The organism is Lactobacillus sp. PV034, assembly GCF_014522305.1.
In the GTDB taxonomy this organism is placed as follows: Bacteria; Bacillota; Bacilli; order Lactobacillales; family Lactobacillaceae; genus Lactobacillus.
On record NZ_CP041982.1, the window covers coordinates 96,987 to 116,128 of the forward strand.

General features: G+C 32.8%; 23 protein-coding genes. All 23 read left to right on the top strand.

What is annotated here, in order from left to right:
* Positions 1-25: 25 nt before the first annotated feature.
* The 23 genes from FP432_RS00535 to FP432_RS00645 all read left to right on the top strand — a co-directional run bounded on the left by FP432_RS00535 (position 26) and on the right by FP432_RS00645 (position 19,135).
* Positions 26-484, top strand: a complete 459-nt coding sequence (locus FP432_RS00535) for a hypothetical protein (RefSeq protein ID WP_265488865.1) — start codon at positions 26-28, stop codon at positions 482-484.
* Positions 485-535: 51 nt separating this feature from the next.
* Positions 536-916: a hypothetical protein gene (locus FP432_RS00540; RefSeq protein ID WP_265488866.1), complete on the top strand. Its 381-nt coding sequence runs from the start codon at positions 536-538 to the stop codon at positions 914-916.
* A 3-nt stretch (positions 917-919) separates the two neighbouring features.
* Positions 920-1,246, top strand: a complete 327-nt coding sequence (locus tag FP432_RS00545; RefSeq protein WP_265488867.1) for a hypothetical protein — start codon at positions 920-922, stop codon at positions 1,244-1,246.
* A gap of 62 nt (positions 1,247-1,308) precedes the next feature.
* Positions 1,309-1,728 carry a hypothetical protein gene (locus FP432_RS00550; protein ID WP_265488869.1) on the top strand — a complete coding sequence of 140 codons (420 nt, stop codon included), beginning with the start codon at positions 1,309-1,311 and terminating at the stop codon, positions 1,726-1,728.
* A 1-nt stretch (position 1,729) separates the two neighbouring features.
* Entirely contained in the window at positions 1,730-2,032 is a 303-nt protein-coding gene (locus FP432_RS00555; RefSeq protein ID WP_265488870.1) for a hypothetical protein, read from the top strand.
* 1 nt (position 2,033) lies between these two features.
* Positions 2,034-2,465: a hypothetical protein gene (locus tag FP432_RS00560; protein ID WP_265488871.1), complete on the top strand. Its 432-nt coding sequence runs from the start codon at positions 2,034-2,036 to the stop codon at positions 2,463-2,465.
* Between the two features lie 205 nt (positions 2,466-2,670).
* Entirely contained in the window at positions 2,671-3,894 is a 1,224-nt protein-coding gene (locus tag FP432_RS00565; protein ID WP_265488872.1) for a lipase family protein, read from the top strand.
* Entirely contained in the window at positions 3,891-4,157 is a 267-nt protein-coding gene (locus FP432_RS00570; protein WP_265488873.1) for a hypothetical protein, read from the top strand. The genes FP432_RS00565 and FP432_RS00570 overlap by 4 nt, the downstream gene beginning before the upstream one ends.
* 107 nt (positions 4,158-4,264) lie before the next feature.
* On the top strand, positions 4,265-4,600 hold the full coding sequence (locus tag FP432_RS00575; protein WP_265488874.1) for a hypothetical protein: 336 nt from the start codon (positions 4,265-4,267) through the stop codon (positions 4,598-4,600).
* A 206-nt stretch (positions 4,601-4,806) separates the two neighbouring features.
* Positions 4,807-5,190: a hypothetical protein gene (locus FP432_RS00580; protein ID WP_265488875.1), complete on the top strand. Its 384-nt coding sequence runs from the start codon at positions 4,807-4,809 to the stop codon at positions 5,188-5,190.
* A complete protein-coding gene (locus FP432_RS00585) occupies positions 5,180-5,521 on the top strand; it encodes a hypothetical protein (protein ID WP_265488876.1) in 342 nt (113 codons plus the stop codon). The genes FP432_RS00580 and FP432_RS00585 overlap by 11 nt, the downstream gene beginning before the upstream one ends.
* A gap of 1 nt (position 5,522) precedes the next feature.
* Entirely contained in the window at positions 5,523-5,888 is a 366-nt protein-coding gene (locus FP432_RS00590) for a hypothetical protein (protein WP_265488878.1), read from the top strand.
* A 99-nt stretch (positions 5,889-5,987) separates the two neighbouring features.
* Positions 5,988-6,344 (top strand): hypothetical protein, encoded by a 357-nt coding sequence (locus FP432_RS00595; RefSeq protein ID WP_265488879.1) that lies wholly within the window; start codon positions 5,988-5,990, stop codon positions 6,342-6,344.
* A gap of 29 nt (positions 6,345-6,373) precedes the next feature.
* Positions 6,374-6,844: a hypothetical protein gene (locus tag FP432_RS00600; protein WP_265488880.1), complete on the top strand. Its 471-nt coding sequence runs from the start codon at positions 6,374-6,376 to the stop codon at positions 6,842-6,844.
* Complete coding sequence (locus FP432_RS00605) at positions 6,829-7,584, top strand: lipase family protein (protein WP_265488881.1); 756 nt, start codon at positions 6,829-6,831, stop codon at positions 7,582-7,584. Before FP432_RS00600 ends, FP432_RS00605 begins: the two co-directional genes overlap by 16 nt.
* Position 7,585: 1 nt before the next feature.
* Positions 7,586-8,257, top strand: a complete 672-nt coding sequence (locus FP432_RS00610; RefSeq protein ID WP_265488882.1) for a hypothetical protein — start codon at positions 7,586-7,588, stop codon at positions 8,255-8,257.
* Positions 8,258-8,664: 407 nt separating this feature from the next.
* Positions 8,665-8,958 carry a WXG100 family type VII secretion target gene (locus FP432_RS00615; protein WP_265488883.1) on the top strand — a complete coding sequence of 98 codons (294 nt, stop codon included), beginning with the start codon at positions 8,665-8,667 and terminating at the stop codon, positions 8,956-8,958.
* 119 nt (positions 8,959-9,077) lie between these two features.
* Positions 9,078-12,293 (top strand): type VII secretion protein EsaA, encoded by a 3,216-nt coding sequence (esaA, locus tag FP432_RS00620; RefSeq protein ID WP_265488885.1) that lies wholly within the window; start codon positions 9,078-9,080, stop codon positions 12,291-12,293.
* On the top strand, positions 12,283-12,804 hold the full coding sequence (locus FP432_RS00625) for a hypothetical protein (RefSeq protein ID WP_265488886.1): 522 nt from the start codon (positions 12,283-12,285) through the stop codon (positions 12,802-12,804). Before esaA ends, FP432_RS00625 begins: the two co-directional genes overlap by 11 nt.
* Entirely contained in the window at positions 12,785-13,057 is a 273-nt protein-coding gene (locus tag FP432_RS00630; RefSeq protein ID WP_265488887.1) for a type VII secretion protein, YukD family, read from the top strand. The genes FP432_RS00625 and FP432_RS00630 overlap by 20 nt, the downstream gene beginning before the upstream one ends.
* Entirely contained in the window at positions 13,044-14,222 is a 1,179-nt protein-coding gene (essB, locus tag FP432_RS00635) for a type VII secretion protein EssB (RefSeq protein WP_265488889.1), read from the top strand. Before FP432_RS00630 ends, essB begins: the two co-directional genes overlap by 14 nt.
* Entirely contained in the window at positions 14,203-18,717 is a 4,515-nt protein-coding gene (gene essC, locus FP432_RS00640) for a type VII secretion protein EssC (protein WP_265488890.1), read from the top strand. Before essB ends, essC begins: the two co-directional genes overlap by 20 nt.
* Positions 18,710-19,135: a DUF5082 family protein gene (locus FP432_RS00645; protein WP_265488891.1), complete on the top strand. Its 426-nt coding sequence runs from the start codon at positions 18,710-18,712 to the stop codon at positions 19,133-19,135. Before essC ends, FP432_RS00645 begins: the two co-directional genes overlap by 8 nt.
* The last annotated feature ends 7 nt before the right edge of the window (positions 19,136-19,142 follow it).

Here is a 19,142-nt window from a genome sequence, read left to right on the forward strand (position 1 = left end):
AAGTTATATATGAGGAGAATAATGAATGAAAAAATTTTTAATAATATTGGGAATAATTGCAGGTGTAGCACTTGCAACCACTGCTAGTGTTGTAAGTACAGAAAGAATAATTATCGAGATAAAGAAAACTAGAGCAGAACAAGCTAAGGAAAAGCAAATTAGAGAAAAAAGACAAGCGGCAAAAGATAGAGTAAAAATTGCACTGTGGGTTGTACAACATATGGATGGTCCTGAACCAATTGAAAAGCTAGAGATAGGTAATATTGTAAGAAATGGAATTGGTGGAACGGGTGGATCGTATGTAGATGTCCGAATTAATAATTCAAAAAATAATGAATTTTCTTTTGAAGAACCAATTGGTGACGTAATTCCAGAAGATTTAGAAGAGCAATACAGTGAAAATCCCACTTTTAAATATCATGATAAAGCTAATAAGAAGAAAACTTTAAAAGGTGTAAAAGTTGAAGAGTGGAAGGAAAAATAAAAGCTGTGAGTAAAGTAATGAAGAATAAAAAGCGCAAGCAAACAATTAAATATGTATTTTTTTGGATTGTTAATAGGTATACTTACTTTAATAGCAATCTGGAAACTCATCTCTTTTCAAGTCAAAATCCAGCAACAACAGCAACGAGAAAAAGTAGCTTTGTGGTGTGTGCAGAATCTGAAGGGACCAAAAATTAAAGAAATAAAAGTTGGAAAATTAAGGAAAAATGGGTTAGGCGGAACTGGCGGATCAGCAATAGATGTAGAAATTAATAATAAAAAACAAAATATAATTATATTTATTGTAGACAGTGCAGATTTAACTCCAAGTTCAGGAACATTTGATCCTAAAAGTGAATATAATTTTGCTAGAAAAGCTAACAAAAGTAAAAACTTAAAAAGAGTGAAAGTAGAAGGATGGAGAGAAAAATAGCATATGAATAAGATAACGCTGAAAGATTATAATACATTATCTAAGATTGTATACGATAGTGATCCTAAAAAAGGTGGACAATATTCAAAAAATAAAACTATACGAAAACCTAATTTTTCCCAACCCTACAAAGTCCTCGATATCTCCCGCAACGGCACATATGGTCCACATCATAAATATGGCGCAAAAAATGGGATGCAAGCAATGGCAGTTGCTCCAATAAATAAAAAGGGGCAAGTAGATTACAGTCATATCACTGTGACATATGCTGGTACAAATTTTGGTGATGCGAATGATCGAGCTGCAGATTGGAACAATATCATTAAATGAAAGAATAGGCTAAAACGTTAAGAGGGTTAAAGTAGAGAATATTAACAATTATGAGGGAAGTAATGAAGAATAAAAAGCGCAATAAAACTATTAAACACGTATTTTTTGGATTATTAATAGGTATATTTACAGTAATTGGCATCTGGCAATTGTTGTCTTTTCAGGTGAAAATTCAGCAACAAGAGCAAAGGGAAAAGATAGCACTGTGGTGTGTACAACATTTTTCTGGTAAAAAGCCCATCAGAAATATAAAAGTTGGTCGAATAAAGATTAATGGAATTGGAGGAAGTGCTGGTAAAAGTACCTCAGTCATTATAAATAATAAAGATGTGAATAGATTAGAAGGAATGGGATTAAATGATGATGGAGAACCTGACGGAAGTTTTATTTATAATGATCAAATTGAATATACTTACCATAGTAAAAGAAATACGTGTGCAACTCTAAGAGGGGTAAAAGTAGAAGACTGGAGGAATAATTAAGATGAAAGTAAATAAAATAAAGGATTTTAATATAATTTCTAATGAAGTTTACAGGGTTGATCCAAAAAAGGAAAATAACTATGTAGTTAATAATAATTTTCATCCTAAGGGTATTTCTCAAATCTATAGAATCCTAGACATCTCCCGCAACGGCACATATGGTCCCCATCAAAAATATGGCGCAAAGAATGGAATGCAGGCAATGGCCGTAGCCCCGGAAAATAAAAAGGGAAAAGTAGATTACAGTCATATTAAAAAGTGCAGTTGTAATAAATTAAATAAGAAATTTGATAGGTTTAAGTAAAATGAAGAAGAATCAAAAAAGAATATTAATAATTTTAGGAATTATAGTAGGAGTGAGTGGATTAACCACTGTTAGTGTTCAAACAACAAATAGAGTTATTGAAAATAGGAAAGTAAAAAAAATGGAAGAAGCTAAAAAAGAGAGACAAAGGATTGCTTTGTGGTGCGTGCAAAATTTAAAGGGTCCAAAGATTAAAGAAATAAAAGTGGGAAAACTTACAAAATATATTTTTGATGGAACGGGTGGTGCATCAATTGATGTCGAAATTAATAATAAAAAACAAAATACTATTGTACTTGACCTGGATGGCTTAGAAAAAAATAGTAATCCAACAGGAGGAGGTTTTGCTCCGAAATGTGAATATACCTTTACACAAAAGTCCAATAATAATACTTTAGACGGAGTAAAGGTGAAAGAATGGAAGGGACATTAAAAATGCATTCAATTAATTTACAAGATTATAATAGCATTTCCGGTAATGTATATAAGATCGATCCGAAGAATGAAAACAAATATTTTGTCGGCTATATATTAAGAAAAAAAGTGAGTTTTCTCAACCATACAAAGTCCTAGATATCTCCCGCAATGGTACTTATGGAGCCCATCATAAATATGGCGCAAAGAATGGGATGCAAGCAATGGCAGTGGCTCCAATAAATAAAAAGGGACAAGTAGATTATAGTCATATTACTGTAGCATACGCAGGTACAAATATGTTTGACATAAACGATCTGGGTGCAGATGGGAACAATATCATCAAAGGAAAGAAGTATAAAAATAGCCAATTCGATACCGCTTATGGCTATGCCAAAAATATCAAAAAGAAATTTACCAAAACTAAATCCAATCATAAGGGTGCCTATAATCCTAAGTTGAGTTTTACAGGACATTCGCTTGGAGGCTCTTTAGCTTTAACTATTGGAGTAAAAATGAAAGCTCCAGCAGTTACCTTCAATGGACCGGTTCCGGCTAATCAAATGTCAAAAAAAGAAATAAAGTTCCTTCAAACTCATCCTACAATGTATCAAAATTATTTGAATAGCTCGGATTTTATTGGAAATTACAATAATACTTATGGATTAAATGAAGTTATGGGAGATTTCCAACATATTTATAATAATGATCAAATATTATCACATCTTTTGATTATGAATAATTTGCTGTCTAAAGACATTGATGTAGATAAAACTTTTCATTCTTTAATTTCTTCACCTTTAAGTATCTTTTTTGGAAATCCTTATGCTTATTTAAAAAATGGGAAAAAGATAAATAATCCTCTTTCTCCGTATTCAATGATTATTTCTAATCATGGAGTAGAATCATGGTTTAATGACAAAAATATCATTAGAAATGCCAATATCAAAATTAATGTTCCTAAAAATCAATCAACTTTTGAAAATACAAGTTATCAAATTGATGAAGCCTTAAATAATCATCTTGTTGCAATTGTTCGTCAATTTGGTGGTGCAGGAACAGGAAATGAAGGAGAAATATATTTAGATTCTTTAAGTGCTCTTGCAGTTAAGGATGCCATTCAGGAACATGCCCAAGCTGGAATTAAAGCAATTAAACAAGAAAAGCAACAAACTAGTCGCTCTCTTAAAAATAATTGGACTGAAACCCATGAAGCCGCAACTGCTGTTGGTCAAGCCTTGACTGCAAGTGAAATTGCTGAAGCTCTAGCCACAGTAAAAGCAGACGAAAATAGTATTTACAATAATCTGGAAGAAAAGTTAGCAAGTAAAATTAAAGGAATTTCCCAATTATCACAAGATTTTGATGATTTTAGTGCAAAAATGACGGAGCGAATTAATAAACGAATTGGCGATGATGGAGAATTAGCAAGGAACTTTGGACTATGAAAGAAGAGCAAAAGAGAGAATTAATCAAAGATATTAGGAGACAACAAGAACAATTAGAGTATGAATTTTATATAAAACGTAGAGAGTTCAATGAAAAATTGGACTTATTTAACCAGACAAATAGACAGCTTGGGCAGTTTTATCAAGAAACTAACTCTAAAGTACACTTGGTCTTAAAGAAAATAGATTCTGCTTCTGAATATTATTCCAAGGCTGAAAAATTAAATAGTCAGTTGCAAGAAATGACTACTGATATTTATTAAAGAGAGCAACGTTCATTAGTTAATAAATGGGAAGAATATGAGCATAATTATCGTTGACAAAAAATCAATTTAGAGGACAAGTTAAGTAAATTACGGATGGAGAAATAATGAATATTAATATAAACGATATAGCTGCCAAAACTAGTGAGCTTTTTAATGTATTGAGTAAGGGACAATTTGACTCGGTTGCAGCTATCAAACAGCAAATTGAAAAAATGACGGAACTAATGAATATCATGAACGTTGTTGGACCAAGTGGTGTAGCTAAAGCAAGCCAAATATATTCTAAGGGTTCTAATAATATTACGTCCTTGACTGGTGAAGTTCAAGAGAATATTGAAGTAGATATTAAATCAGTTGAGAACGCAATTAGAGGCGAAATGGCTAAGGGAGTAGTTGATGCAGCTACTAAACTTAATAATGAATTTGATAATTTTAAATAAAATAAGATCTAAGTTTTAATAGACTCAAAAAGCATTACCTAATGCGACAAAAGGTAATGCTTTTTTAATACTTAAATTAATGATCAAGTATTGAGAAAAGCGAGTTAATAATTATGGTAAAATTGAAGGCATCTATCTAAGCTTTTGGACTATAAAAATATCAGTTTGGATAGAAATATGAGTTAGTAAGATGGAGAAGTTGGAGTATGAAAGAAGAGAAAAGAGACGAATTAAAACAAACTATAAAACTTAAACAAGAACAACTTGAAGATGAATATTATGCTAAACGTAATGAATTCAATGAAAAACTAGATCTATTTAATCAGACAAATAATAAACTAGGTCAAATGTACAATGAAATAAATTTTAATGCCCGTCGTGCTTTAAAAGAGATGCATTCAGATCTCGAGTTCTTTACTAGTGCTGAGCAGATAAATCAACAATTACAAAGTATCAGTTATGAAATATATCAGACTAAAAGAAAAAGGCTGCTTAATGAATGGGAAGAATACGAACAGGATTATCGCAAGCAAAAACGAAACTTAGAAGATGAGCTGGATAGAGTAAGGAGAATGAAAGATGGACATTAATTTTATTTTTGAAAAAATAGGAAGTTTAACAGGGCAATTATATGATGCGTTAAATCTCAAACAATGGGGAGTAGCTGAAGACATCAGAAAAGAAATAGAAAAAGCATCAGAAATGTTAACCATCATAAAAAGCGTTGGCCCAGCTGGAAGAAGTGTGAAAAATGATATTTATCATTCTACTTTAGATGCTGTAAAATCATTCGCTAGTTCTACTCAAGAAGATATTCAAAGAGACATTAATGCGGTAGATGGTGCCGTTAAAGGTGAAATGGCTAAGGGAGTAGTTGACGCAGCTACTAAGTTAAATAAGGAATTTGATCAGTTTAAATAAAATGAAAAAGAAGAATCTAAAACGAACACTAATAATTTTAGGAATAGTAATAGGGGTAACTGGGTTAACAACGGTCAGTGTGCAAACAACGAATAGAGTTATTGAAAATAGGAAAGCAAAAAAGATGGAAGAAGCTAAAGAAAAGAAAATTAAAGAAGAAAAAGAAGCTAAAAAAGAGAGACAAAAGATAGCATTGTGGGTAGTGCAAAATGTGGAAGGTTCCGAGCCTATTCGAAATATTAAAATTGGAAATATTAATCATGGGGGTTTTATGGGTACAGGAGGAAGCTCAGTTAATGTAAAACTTAATAATAGTAGTAATAATCAATTTTTATTTCTTTTAAAAGATAATAAAACCTATTTCTGATACAGCTATTGTTTCAGAGAAAAATAAGTTTAAACTTAGACAGAAAAAAATAAAAATCTCAGTCTTAAGGGAATAAAAGTTGAAGAATGGAAGTAGAAAATGAGTTTTTCAAATAATTTAAGAGACAAAAATTATCTTTCTAGATATGTATATTATACAGATCCTAAAAATAATGAAGATAAAGAAATAAGTGTAGGAGAAGAATTGCCTATAAAACCTTATTCCTACAAAATCCTCGACATCTCCCGTAATGGTACTTACGGACCTCATCACAAATATGGCGCAAAAAATGGAATGCAGGCAATGACAGTAGCTCCGGTAAATAAAAATGGCAAAGTGGACTATAGCCATATTACTATTGCTTATGCCGGTACAAATACAGCTGATAAAGCTGATGTGCGTACCGACTTAGAAAATATAGTTGCAGGCTTACCCGTTTATGTTGGAAAAATATAAATTTAATAAGGAAATTAATACGTTAAAAAATGAAGAATAAGATTATAAAACGAATAATAATAATTTTAGGAATACTAGTCGGAGTAGCTGGGTTAACAATGGTCAGTGTGCAAACAACGAGTAGAGTTATTGAAAATATGAAAGCAAAAAAGATGGAAAAAGCTAAAGAAAAGAAAATAAGAGAAGAGAAAGAAGCGGACCAGGAAAGAAAGAAGATAGCGCTTTGGGTAGTACAACATTTCTCAGGTAAAGAACCAATAAAAAATATAAAAGTTGGCAGGGTAAATACTAACGGTATTTTTGGCAGTGCTGGAAAAAGCACATCGTTAATAATTAATAATAAAAATGGGAATAGATTAGAAGGAATAAAGTTAGATGAAGATGGAGTACCAAATGGTAGTTACATTTGGTTTGATGGTTTTAGATATACTTATCATGAGAAAAAAGATTCTAGAGTGACATTAAAAGGAGTAAAAGTAGAAAAATGGAAAAACAACTAAATAGTCATTTGATTCCATTACGAGATTATAATATTTTATCTGATGAAGTTTATATTACCGATCCAAAGAAAGGAAGTAATTACTTAATAAATGGAAATTTTCACCCTAAGAATATTTCCCAATCGTACAGAATTCTAGACATCTCTCGTAATGGTACTTACGGACCTCATCATAAATATGGCGCAAAAAATGGAATGCAGGCAATGACGGTAGCACCCGTTGATAAAAAAGGTAAAGTAGATTATGGCCATATAACAATTGCTTATGCTGGAACCAATACGGCAGATAAAGCTGATGTGCGTACCGATTTAGAAAATATAGTTGCAGGCTTACCCGTTTATGTTGGAAATGAAATCAAACAATCGCAATTTACGACAGCTAAAAGTTATGCAAAATATATTCAGACTAAATATAAAAAGAAGATGCCCAATGCTAAGTTTTCAGTTACTGGACACTCACTAGGAGGATCTTTAGCACTAGCAGTTGGCGGAAAGTATCATCTTCAAACTGTTGCTTTTAATGGACCATTTCCAATTTATAATCTCACTCCCTTACAGATACTTTATATTAAAAATCACCCAGAAAAATTTGCAGATTATTTAAATGAAGATGATTTTATTGGAAACTACCATAATAATTGGAGTATGAATAAGTCCCGGAATGTTGTTCATGGAAGTTTCCAACATTATTATAAGAATGGAAACAATTTTGAGGAGTTTTTAAGAAAAAAACCACATTGATATGTCTAATATTGATTATGTCCAGACATTACTAAAATTAAAGGATAAAAAGCTGGTTCTGAGAAAGGGTAAAGAAATAAACTTATCTAAAGCAATAATGGATACTATTTTGGAAAACCACGGAGTCGAAAGTTGGTTTGATAATAGTGGCAAGATGAAATTTAGTAAGCACCAAGTATTAAAAGAACCAAAGAGTCAGATCGACTTTGATAATGAAGTTTATGAGGCTGATGTGCAATTAAGTGATGCCATAATGGCAATCAAACAGGGAAGTAAAGGTGCAGGAGGATCTGGAAAAGAAGTATATCTAGATAGTGCGACGGCTTATGCAGTGCAAAGAGCGATCAAAGCACATGCGCATGCTGGAATCAAAGCAATCAAAAGTGCCATAAATAAAGGTGAAGATGACTTGGCAGATAATTGGAACTGGGTCCTTAAACGAGCACAAAACGTAGGACAACATTTATCTAGTGATGCAATTTACACGGCATTAACAATAGCTTTTGCGGATAAAAAACACCTAAAAGATAAACCAGTTTCAAAATTGGATGATAAAAAGAGAGAGTTAACGCCAGTAAAAGATAATTTTGATTCATTTAGTAATACCTTTGCCCAAAGAATTGAGAAGAGAATTGGTGATGACCAAGAATTGGCTGGATGGTTTAAAGATTAAAAAAATATTAAGTTTATAATAAAACCAGTATTTAACTAGATAAGTTTAATACTGGTTATATTGTTTGTTATTAATTCTTTATAGTTGTTTATTTAGTAATAAATAGAATATTTAACTAGCGATTTATAATTATTATCAATAAAAATATGAAATGATGTTATTATATATATTATTAATTTAACTTTAATTATATCTAGTTTTATAAAAGCTGATACATTAAAAATAGACGGTGCTAAATTCTATATTCATAAAATAACTACTATTATTTTAATCTTATCTTCTTATAATATGAATATCATGTGAACAAAATATGAAAAAAGTGTTTTAAATTTTTATATTTAATGATATTCTGTTAACATACGATATTTAATATCGTGAACTAATATTTACGAGGAGGAATTTTTACTGTGAGTGCTATTTCAGTTACCCCAGAACAATTACGTGCATCTGCAAAAGTTTATATGAATGCTTCTCAAGACATTCAACAACAAATGCAACGTGTACAAAGCGAAAATAACAATATGGCAAGTGAATGGAGAGGTCAAGCTTTCCAAGCCTACCTTCAACAATTTGAACAATTGAAGGGTAATGTTAACCAAATGACCCAATTATTAGAGCAAATTAATCAGCAACTCGATAATTACGCTAACACTGTTGAACAACGTGATAGTGAAGATCGAAATGCCTTCGGTTTGCAATAGAATAGATTGAGTAGTCTAGGTTCTCAATATCGACACAGACCGTGGCGGTATGGGAACCTTTTTCTTTTATATTGATTTTGTAATTATTGCTAGATTTTAGTGGAGGAAAGAATTTTATAATGGAGAAAATTAAAAGAAATCGTCCGTTAGTAATTGGCTTAATCGTATTAGCGGCAATTATTTTAATTAGCTTATTAGTAGGGATTGGTATTCACAATCGAGATGTTAGACGTCAAAATTCCGCTGCTCACAAAGCAAAGGTACAGTATGTCTTGGTTAATGAAGATAATGGTGCAAAATTTAATAATAAACATTACAACTTAGGAAAAGACTTTTTAAAGTTAGTTTCTCAGGATAAGAAGCATGATTGGGAAACAGCAACTTATGATGGTGCCCAAGATGGAATGAAAAATGGTTTATACGATGTTGAAGTTATTATCCCACAAGATTTTTCTCAAAGAATTCTTTCACTAGAAAGTACTTCACCTAAAAAGGCTGGGGTTAGATATCGGGTACGTAAAGGACAAAATGAAGTTACAAATCAAATGATTGGTCGTAATGTAAACCAATTAATCTATGATTTTAATAATCGTGTAGTGCGAATGTACTTCTCTAGTTTGATTGGAAATTTACGTAATGCTCAGTTAGCAATGGGAAATATTGCCAATAAACAAGATATGCAAGTTAGTGATTTGGCTAATCAAGTTCAACAGCCTTTTAATGGTTTGGATGATCAATTTGGTGCCTTATTCAATACTGCTAGCATCTTAGATGAAAATGGTAGTACTGATAGTCAGGCATTTAGTAATAGTATGAAAGACATGCTAAATGCCCTTGATAAGAATAAGGATGCAGACAGTCGAGAAGATAGCCAATCAATCAAGGATCTTCAAGATCGCTTAAATTCTCAATTAGATACTTATAATAATTTGAATCGTCAATCTGATAAGTATCGTAATGATCTAAAAGCATATTTTGGACCAGAAAATCCAATTGCCAAACTGAAAAAATATAGTTTTGATGCTAAGACACCAACAAAAACTGATGATTCTTTTAATAGTCAAATTACTGATCTAGATGAAAAGTATGATTCATTATTAAAGAAAAAGAAAGATCTTGAAGAAGAGTATCACTTGCAACCGGGTAAAACCGAAGAAAATATTACTCAGATAATGAATCAGTCACTAAATAAAAATCCTCAAACTAACGCTTCAGCTCTGCAGAACTTTATTAATTCTTTAAATGGTGAAATAAGTGAGTTAGAAATTGCCCAAGATATGACTACTGATAGCAAAGATACACAAAATCAAATTAATCAAAATGACTATAATTTAGCAGTCGATATTTTGAAAAAATACAGTCATACTGTAGGTGCAAATTACGGAAGTCATCAAACTACCTTTATTAATAAAAATAGTCAATCAAACTTTGATGGGAATGTAACCTTAGGTCTTACTCCTGGTACAAATAAAATTGAACTTGATGGTAAAGGTATTTCTGCTAATGGTGTTGATGCTGAAAGTATTAAAAAGCAACTTGAACAAGAAGACTTTGTGGTTGATAAAATTTCAAGTTTTGATGATAACAGTATGGAAATTAAAATTCATCCTAAAGAAACCAAAACAGAAGTAACTACTAAGGAAGATAAAGAAAAGAAAAATCCAGATAAAGCTACAGACTCTAGCGAAAATAAAGAGGATAAAAAGGAAGAGTCAGATCAAGAGGAGAAGAAAACAGAGATTACTTCTACTGCTGGAAATGCCTTTATAACATTTGGTGTTACTTATCATTATAAAAAACCAACAACTTATAAATGGACGGTAAATGGACAAGAACAAAACACTGGTGACATCCAAAAATTAAATGATGATCGAATGGATGCATTAAATGCAAATGTTACAGCTACTATTGCTGCGGCCAAACAAGTGGTTGCTACTTACGGTAATGGTGAAAGTATGGCAGATTTTGCCAGTCATCAAACTGGAGACCAAATTGTGGCAAGTGCTGGTTCATTAGCAGATTTAGCAAGTAAAGACCCTACACAGCCTGTACCAACCGATAACAGCAAAATTCAACAAGAAGCTAAAGACCTTGCTGATAATTATGATAAGATTTGTCAACAACTTGAAACTTTAGGACAAGCTTCAGGGAATCTACCTGTTGATAAACAAACTAACTCAGATATTAAGGCATTGAATGAGATTAGTAAGAATTTGGGTAAAGATGGTTTAAAAGCTTATTTAGATAATATGTCTAATATTATTGAGTGGTACAACAAGGCTCAAGAATTAGTTAACAGTGAAGATGAAAAACAAACAAATAATGAAAATGAACAGCCAAAAGCGGTAGCTTCCGATGAAACAGATTCATCAACTGAAAAACAAACTAATGATGATTTGGTTAACCAATATAATGATTTGCAAAAATCAATTAATGACAGTGTGAAAAGCTTAGATTATGGTAATAAAGATAAGCAAAAAGATCTTAAACCAGTCATCAAAGATTTGACCAATAATACAACCAAATTACAAAATTCAACTAATTCAATTAAGAATAAACTTAGTCAGAATGTAAAAGACAGTCAAAATCAGGCAAATAATAATCAAGATTTTGCTCAAGCCTTCAATAATGTGATGAGTAATGCACGAAATGGAGAAGCTGATAACAGTAAAGTTTATAATTTCTTGACTAATCCGATTAAGGCTACTGGTTCTTATAGTGAATTGCGTCAACAATCTATCATTCCATACTTTATGACCTTAATTGGTACTCTTGCAGCACTATTTGTTGGTTTAGGAATTGCTAAAAACCTTCCTGGAAGAAAATTAACTGAAGAAACAGCCATGATTGATCACACTCGTCCATGGCTCAATCTTCCAAGTGCGTTAATTACTTTGGGAATTAGTTTTGTAATTGGGGTTTTCTTTAGCTTGACTACAATGGGCGTAGTTCCTGCCACTAGTCATTTTGATTGGGGCTTTTATCCAACTATCATCATGGTAATTATGATCAGTGCAATTGCTGCAGGTGCAAGACATCATCGGATGGTCACAATTTATGTTGTTAGCTTTTTACTTGCCCTTTATATTTTATTAACGCCATTTATTGGAGTCTTAGTACGTTCAGGAAGTTTAATTCAATTCCTTTATCGTATTTCTCCATTACAAAATATTGAAATTGGCTACACCGTATTAATTAATCATGGAGTAATTGGTGGTTTAACTCTTTTCGGATTAATTATTTTCTTAATTGTCGTGATCTTCGCCAACTTCTTTATTAAACCATTACCAACGATTGAAGAAAGTCCAAAAGCAGGTAACGAGCATGAAGCTTAAATTATCAAGTTTGCTCTTAATTCTTCTTATTTTAAACTTTCCTAAACCAGTAATGGCAGCCAGTGATAATCAAGGTAGCCTTAATATCAATGACCAAGCTATTTATGACGATGGAAAAAATAATCAAGGAAATATCAAAGACTATGATGTAAAAACAATTTTTGGACCTGAAATGGAACGTAAAAATCACCAGTTAAAACAAAAAGCTGATCAACCATTACACCAAGGCAAGAAGATAGTTTTTACCAAGCAAGTTCGGAGTCAAAAAGTAATTGACCGTCATAATCGTCATGTAATTAAAAAGTATTTATTTAAAAATAATTACCGTCCTGTTAAGGCAGTTGGTAATTCAGTTCAAGAAACGTCTTGGTTAGAGCAACATAGTTATGTGATTGGAATTTTAATATTAGTAGCTGGGTTAATTGGTTTGGGAACCTGGTTAGGTATCAAGTTTGGGAAGTATCAAGTAAGACAAAAGCAGGAAGGTAAAGATGAAAGAAGATTTAATTAAAATTGGTCTCCACTATCATGAGCATACTTATGATTTACAAATTCCGCGACAAATTAGTTTAAGTCAATTGGCTAAGCAATTACCTGAAGCACTAGCAGTTGTCGGGGTGAACTTGCCACACAATTTTCATTTAAGCTTGATGGATAAAGCAATAAATTTAGCTGAACATCAGCCTTTAGCAGATTATTCAATTGGCAATAGTGACCAATTTGAAATTATAGAGGATAAGGAGATAAATAATGCCACAGATTAGTGACGGTTTTAATAGTATTGAAGTTAGTAAACTTGATTCAGCTTACAAGCGCAAAGTAATTTTAACTGCTGATCAGTTTCATTTAGATGCTGTAAATGAATATAAATTATTTTTAGGGAAAAATGATCATTACTTTGCGGGTGAAGTAGTTAAGGCTGATGAAGACCAACTGGAATTATCTTATCAACTCTCAAATGCTGCTATTCCATTACCAGAGTATGTAAAAGATTTGAATCGTTTGGAAATTTTGCAATTGATTAGTCATCTTTACTGGCTAGTTGATGAACAAGTAGATGGACTGCAACCATTTATTTCACCAGATAATTTATATGTAATGGGTGATCAAGTTGTAGTTATGCATCGAGGCTTCAGCAAGGCAATTACTCCTGAACAGGAAAGTGCTGATCAAAGAGTTAAACAGTTTAAAGCTTTAATTCATTATTTATTTAACCCAAAGTTGAATTTCACCAAATTAGTTGGAGGAAGTATAGCGTTAAATAATACGTTTGGCCAAACTTTGGCTAAACTTGATCAAATTGATCAGATTAAGAGTTGGGTTAATAAAAACTTAACTAATCAAATTAAATCCGCTCATCGTACGCAAATAACAATTAAAAAGTCTCGTTATCAACTAACACGTTGGGTAGCAATTGTTGCTAGCCTAGTAACAACCGCCATGATTATCTTGGCACTTGTTTGGGGCTTTTATACTCTGCCAAAACAAAACCGCATTATTAAAGCACAATCTGATTATTTGAACAATGATTATAGTGCAGTGGTAGATGAACTGAATTCATATCAAACCAAATCATTACCACAAAGTGCACGCTTTGTTTTAGCTGTAAGTTACATTAATTTGGATGATTTATCTAAAAGCCAAAAGCAAGCTGTGCTAAAAAGTATTTCACAAAAATCTAGTGCTAGTCAGCTTAATTATTGGATTGAATTAGGTCGCGCAAACTATAGCCAAGCCTTAAGTATTGCACAAAATATTGGTGATAATGAATATATCTTGCATGCATACACCAAACTTTATACTGCAACTAAGAATAATACGACAATGAATGGTAGTAAGAAGCAAAGTGAGCTTAATAAGTACCGCAAGCAGATTAATAAATATATCAAAAAATTAGGAGGAGCTAAGAATGAATTTGAAGGAAATTAGTGATTTATTCGCTGAGCCCCAAACTAGTATTGATGATCGGAAGATAGATAAGTCAGATGTAGTGTGGGATGTTTTTATCCTCAAAAATAATTTTAGCCATCTTGAACTTGGTATTAATCAGACTATTCAGTTGGGAGCAGATGAATTATCAACCACTGATAATCAAGTGAAGTTAAATGGAAAAGTAATCAATTTAAACACTGGGGTTAATTATCAAGCCTCTAGTTCAATCTATGTAATGCCGCATCGTGATTTAAAAGTTTATACAACTAATTTACCGCATACGGCAATTCTATTAGGTGACAACTTTGGTGATATTCGTTATCAAACATCAGCTTTTTTAAAAATCACTCCTGAAGCTGATAATAGTGATTATCAGGTCCAAGTGTTTGCACATGAAAGTCAGCTATACTGGCAAGGTAAAAAAGCAAATGAAATAGATGACCAGTTTAAAATTGGCGATCAACTCTATCTTGATGGTCTTTTAATAGAAAGACGGGAGTTTCAATTCAAATTAACTCCCTTACGCAATGATATTAAGCTTAATATCGATCATCTATTGTCCACAAGAACTATTAGTGAATATCCAGAAGATTTTCCTAACTTTAGACGTAGTCCACGAATCTACTTGCGTGAACCTGATGAACACTTACAATTAGAAAATTTACCAGCAAAACAAGAAGCTCCTCGAAGTGCTGTAATGCAAATGATCGTTCCACCAATTGGGATGGTGGTTGCTAGTGGCTTAGTTAGTGTCTTAAGTGGAGGTAGTGGCTTAATTATCCTCGGGATGGGTAGTGCGAGTGTTTTAACTGCTGCGTTTTCTGTTTCTAGTTTCTTTGGTAATCGTAAAGAAATTAACCATAAAAATAAGACCGCTCAAGCAGCCTATGAAAATTACTTATTAGATTTTACAGGTAAGCTTGATGCCTTAAATCGAGAGCAAAAAGCAGTGCTTCATTATAACTATCCGTCGATGGATCAATTAAGTTTGATGATGAAGCATTATGATTCTCGGTTATATGAACGAATGACAAGCAACGATGACTTCCTAACTGTAAGTTTGGGTTATGGTGAATTGCCAATTTCTTATCAGTTTGATCATCAAAAACAAGAGTCTAAAGTTGCAAGTTCATTAGAAAAATTTATCGAGAAGAATGTCATTGAACCTTATTCAACTGTCAAAAATGTTCCGATTACTGTACCTCTGCGCAATACTACATTGGGATTAGTTGGTAATCAAAGTGCCTTAAGACAAGCAATTCAAACTACCTTATTCCAAATTGCTGCCTTTCATTCTTATCATGATGTGCAGTTTATTGCCATCCTAAATGAAAGTGAATATCACAATTACTGGCAAGAATGGCGCTGGTTACCACATTTTCAAATTGAAAGTCTCAACTTACGTGGTTTGGTCTATAATGCACAAACACGTGATATGGTACTTAATTCGCTTTATCAATTATTAGTAAAGCGGCGCCAAGAAGTACGTGAACATCGCAACTCCCATGAACAATTACAGTTTAAACCTAATCTAGTCCTCTATATTCAGGATGAATCATGGTTAACGGGCCATAGCCTGAATGAATTCTTAATGGAAGATATGGGTCAGTACGGCGTGACAGTAATTTGGGCTAAGGATACTAAAGCTATGCTACCTGAAACGGTAACTACGCTCGTTGATTATCGCAGTACCAAATTGGGAACGGTAATTAACCAAGATCATGAATATTTAAATCTTGATTTCACACCTCATGCATATCCTCATACTTATCCAATGGATAAAGCCATCAAACGCTTAGCTAACCTTAACCATGTCGAAGTAGAAAAGAATTCAATACCAGATAGTATTACTTTCCTTGATCTATATCATGCCAAGAATGTAGCTGATCTTCATATTTTAAATCGCTGGCAAAAAGCAGATACTTCCAAAACTTTGGCTGTGCCACTTGGTCTCAGAGGTAAAGATGATATTGTAGATCTTAACTTGCACGAACGTGCGCATGGTCCGCATGGATTAATTGCCGGAACAACTGGATCTGGTAAGTCAGAAGTTATTCAAAGTTATATCCTTTCCTTGGCAGTGAACTTTGCTCCAGAAGACGTTGGGTTCTTACCGATTGATTACAAGGGTGGAGGAATGGCAAATTTATTTGCCAAATTACCACACTTAATGGGAACAATTACCAACTTAGATGGAGCGGGTACTGAACGTGCATTAAAGAGTATTCGTGCTGAATTAAACAAGCGCCAAGAATGGTTCAGAAAATACCATGTGAATAATATTAATGCCTATACCAAGCTGTACAAGAAGGGCAAGACGATTACTGATCCCGAAGAAAAGAAGAATTATCCCGATCAACCTTTACCACATCTATTCTTAATCAGTGATGAGTTTGCGGAATTAAAGGCTAATGAGCCAGAATTTATGGACGAGCTTGTTTCAACTGCTCGTATTGGTCGTTCTCTTGGCGTTCACCTAATTTTAGCCACTCAGAAACCAAGTGGTGTGGTAAATGATCAGATTTGGTCTAACTCACGTTTTAAAATTGCCCTTAAAGTTGCTGAACCAGCAGATTCAAAAGAAATTATTCACACACCAGATGCTGCTTCCATTACACAACCGGGACGTGCTTACTTGCAAGTTGGTAACAATGAAATTTATGAATTATTCCAAACTGCTTATAGTGGTGCATCCTATCAACCTGATAGAGAAGAAGATCAAAAAATGGATAATCGGATTTGGATGATTAATCACTTAGGACAAGCTGAATTATTAACAACTGACTTATCTGAAGAAGATCAAGAAGAACAAGTTGATGAAGATATTACTCAACTTGATGCTGTTGTAGATGAAGTAGTTAAGGAAAGTAAAGCAGCCAAGTCAGTAATTCCATTGAAGCCATGGTTGCCGCCACTTAAAGAAGTGATTCATGGTCCAGAAATAGACTGGCGCGAAGAGTGGAAAAAGGAACGTACTTTATCGGCACCATTTGGAATGTTGGATATTCCAAGTCATCAAGGACAAAAGCCAATGAATTTTGACTTAGCAGAATTTTCTCCAGCAGTTATGATTGGAAGTTCCGGCTACGGTAAATCCATGGCTTTACAGACTTTAATTTTAAATTTGGCAAAAGAAAATTCTCCTGAACAAATGCAATTCTATTTACTTGATTTTGGAACTAATGGATTATTGCCACTTCGTAATCTGCCCCATACTGGTGATATAGCTGGTTTTGAGAATCGTGAGAAATTAATGAAGATGCTTCGTATGCTTGAACGTTTGATTGATACGCGTAAAGCAATATTCGAAGAAGCAGAAGTATCTAATATCACACAATATCAAAGAGAATCTGACCAAGAATTACCAATTGTTTTAGTAGCAGTAGATGCTTATGATACGGTCGCAGAAGATGATTCAAGAGAAAGAATTGATTTTGTCTTAAATCGTCTAATTAGGGAAGGGCAAGCACTAGGCATTTACACAATTATTACCGCCAATCGGTATAGTAGTTTAAGAATGACAATGACAGCAAATATTAATAAGCGTATGAGCTTATACATTGTGGATACTGATGAGTTTAAGAATATGCAAGGATATAATGCACTAACTCAAGAAGCAATTCCAGGACGAGGACAGGTAGAAGACGATGAAATGTTAGCATTTCAGGTTTATGTACCAACGTCAGCAACTGATGGCCTAGAAAGTATTAAAGAGATACAAAAAATTTCTAGAGAAATGACTATTAATTGGCATGGTAAATTACCTAGAAAAGTACCAATGCTGCCAAAACAAATTAGTATGAAGATGTTTTTAGATAATAAAAATGTCAAGGATATGCTTAAAACTCAAAAATTACCATTAGCATTTGATAAAGAGAGTGCCAATGCCGTTGGATATGATCCAGAGAGCGTGAAATATTTTATGGCTTTGCATGATACTCCAGAACAGGCTGAATACTTTGAAAATACATTATTAACTGATTTAAATATGTTAAACAGTGAATCTCAAAAAATATTATTTGATCTAAAGGGAAAACATCAAGATATTCAAAAATATTTTGATAATGTAATTCAAGCTGATCAAGTGGGATTAATTATTAAGCAAATGTGTAATGAAATTGAGAATCGAAAGCAAATAGGGTTTGAAAAGAGTATCTACATTTATATCCCTGATGCTGAAGAACTTGGGACTAAGGTAATGGCATCTGTTGATGATATATCTTTATTATTAGATGAAGCCCATAAAGTTGGTATATATCTAATCTTTTCTGCTAACCAAAAAGCAATGTACAGTACATTTTCTGATATTGGTAAACTTCTTAAAAATAATATTCCTGCTGGATTTATTGGTTCGAGAATGGCAGACCAAGAATTTATTAAAATTAAAACATCTTATAAAGAACCAATTATTGAATCAGATGAAAGTAATTTCTTTATTGGAAGAGATGTAGTTAGAACAAAATTAGTTAGTGAGGTAAATCTAAATGAGTAAAAAAGCTCAAGGATTACAATTGATTGCTGAAGCAAATGCTTTAGTTGCTGCAACAGATACTCTAAATATGCAAAAGGCAGCTATAGATCAAAAAATATCTAGATTAGAAACAGCTATTTCAAACTTAGATTCTTTTTTAAATGATATTCAAGATTGGAAAAATAATGTGAATAAGTTAGTAACAAACAATAATAATGATTTTAAAGGAGACCGAAGAGATAAATTTGATGACTATATAAATGACGCAACAGATGCGGTAACGAGCTGGTCCAATAAACATGATGATAATAAAACACAGATGCAGCATAAATTAAATGAACTTAAAGATAAATCTTCAAGTCTTTCGTCATCTATCTCTGAATTAAGCGCACAAGCTGCAAGCTTATTAAGAATGGGATCACAATTAATTAATGAATAGGAGAAAA

Excerpts from the sequence above, each read along its gene's own strand:
- FP432_RS00535 (WP_265488865.1), top strand. The coding sequence starts at position 26 with ATGAAAAAATTTTTAATAATATTGGGAATAATTGCAGGTGTAGCACTT.
- FP432_RS00540 (WP_265488866.1), top strand. The coding sequence starts at position 536 with ATGTATTTTTTTGGATTGTTAATAGGTATACTTACTTTAATAGCAATC.
- FP432_RS00545 (WP_265488867.1), top strand. The coding sequence starts at position 920 with ATGAATAAGATAACGCTGAAAGATTATAATACATTATCTAAGATTGTA.
- FP432_RS00550 (WP_265488869.1), top strand. The coding sequence starts at position 1,309 with ATGAAGAATAAAAAGCGCAATAAAACTATTAAACACGTATTTTTTGGA.
- FP432_RS00555 (WP_265488870.1), top strand. The coding sequence starts at position 1,730 with ATGAAAGTAAATAAAATAAAGGATTTTAATATAATTTCTAATGAAGTT.
- FP432_RS00560 (WP_265488871.1), top strand. The coding sequence starts at position 2,034 with ATGAAGAAGAATCAAAAAAGAATATTAATAATTTTAGGAATTATAGTA.
- FP432_RS00565 (WP_265488872.1), top strand. The coding sequence starts at position 2,671 with ATGGCAGTGGCTCCAATAAATAAAAAGGGACAAGTAGATTATAGTCAT.
- FP432_RS00570 (WP_265488873.1), top strand. The coding sequence starts at position 3,891 with ATGAAAGAAGAGCAAAAGAGAGAATTAATCAAAGATATTAGGAGACAA.
- FP432_RS00575 (WP_265488874.1), top strand. The coding sequence starts at position 4,265 with ATGAATATTAATATAAACGATATAGCTGCCAAAACTAGTGAGCTTTTT.
- FP432_RS00580 (WP_265488875.1), top strand. The coding sequence starts at position 4,807 with ATGAAAGAAGAGAAAAGAGACGAATTAAAACAAACTATAAAACTTAAA.
- FP432_RS00585 (WP_265488876.1), top strand. The coding sequence starts at position 5,180 with ATGGACATTAATTTTATTTTTGAAAAAATAGGAAGTTTAACAGGGCAA.
- FP432_RS00590 (WP_265488878.1), top strand. The coding sequence starts at position 5,523 with ATGAAAAAGAAGAATCTAAAACGAACACTAATAATTTTAGGAATAGTA.
- FP432_RS00595 (WP_265488879.1), top strand. The coding sequence starts at position 5,988 with ATGAGTTTTTCAAATAATTTAAGAGACAAAAATTATCTTTCTAGATAT.
- FP432_RS00600 (WP_265488880.1), top strand. The coding sequence starts at position 6,374 with ATGAAGAATAAGATTATAAAACGAATAATAATAATTTTAGGAATACTA.
- FP432_RS00605 (WP_265488881.1), top strand. The coding sequence starts at position 6,829 with ATGGAAAAACAACTAAATAGTCATTTGATTCCATTACGAGATTATAAT.
- FP432_RS00610 (WP_265488882.1), top strand. The coding sequence starts at position 7,586 with ATGTCTAATATTGATTATGTCCAGACATTACTAAAATTAAAGGATAAA.
- esaA (WP_265488885.1), top strand. The coding sequence starts at position 9,078 with ATGGAGAAAATTAAAAGAAATCGTCCGTTAGTAATTGGCTTAATCGTA.
- FP432_RS00625 (WP_265488886.1), top strand. The coding sequence starts at position 12,283 with ATGAAGCTTAAATTATCAAGTTTGCTCTTAATTCTTCTTATTTTAAAC.
- FP432_RS00630 (WP_265488887.1), top strand. The coding sequence starts at position 12,785 with ATGAAAGAAGATTTAATTAAAATTGGTCTCCACTATCATGAGCATACT.
- essB (WP_265488889.1), top strand. The coding sequence starts at position 13,044 with ATGCCACAGATTAGTGACGGTTTTAATAGTATTGAAGTTAGTAAACTT.
- essC (WP_265488890.1), top strand. The coding sequence starts at position 14,203 with ATGAATTTGAAGGAAATTAGTGATTTATTCGCTGAGCCCCAAACTAGT.
- FP432_RS00645 (WP_265488891.1), top strand. The coding sequence starts at position 18,710 with ATGAGTAAAAAAGCTCAAGGATTACAATTGATTGCTGAAGCAAATGCT.